Annotated in this window: 1 protein-coding gene; it reads right to left on the reverse strand. The window is 47.4% G+C overall.

Annotated features, from left to right (window positions below):
- Positions 1–646: TonB-dependent receptor (locus SQ11_RS17700; RefSeq protein ID WP_041515145.1), on the reverse strand; the 646-nt coding region annotated here is incomplete at both ends.

Genomic DNA, 646 nt, shown 5'->3' on the forward strand with positions numbered 1-646 from the left:
AGCTTGAACTGATCAGTCAGGTCAATTTGATCCTGAGCATAAAATGAAACCTGATCACTGCTGATCCGACGGTCAAAACTACGTGTGATGTTCACTTCAGGTCCGTTCAATGACGTTTCAACCACCGGCTGCCCGATCTGCAGATTGGGCAGCAGATATAAGTTCCGCATGGCATCGATATCGACATTCTTATACTCGAAACCTCCCAGGAAAGTGTGTTTTACCGGCCCGGTGACCGTTTTCCAAGTAAATTCATTCTGCAATGTCGTATAGCCGGCATCGTCGAATTGCTGATATCCGGTACGGGATGTACTGACGCCCATGGCATTGAACTGATTTCCTCCGGCATTTCGCGCCAGTGCAAGTGTCCGGGCATCATAAACAAATGCAGTGCGCATACTCAGGGCATCCGATATTATCCAGTCATGCGTAACGCCAAGACGGTTGATTGTCTGATCCGTCTTGTTGAACGGGCTGTAATAACGGGTTCCGCGCGAAACATCTGCTATTTTTGAATTCGCATCAAAAAGTATGCCATAGTTATCAGGCTTGATTTTTATCTCTCGATGATCGTAATCGATCAGAAGCGTTTTATCAGGCGCCAGGTGCCAGATAAAACTGGGAGATACCTCGACGATATCGCGCT

This window comes from Nitrosospira sp. NpAV (assembly GCF_000832065.1).
GTDB lineage: Bacteria > Pseudomonadota > Gammaproteobacteria > Burkholderiales > Nitrosomonadaceae > Nitrosospira.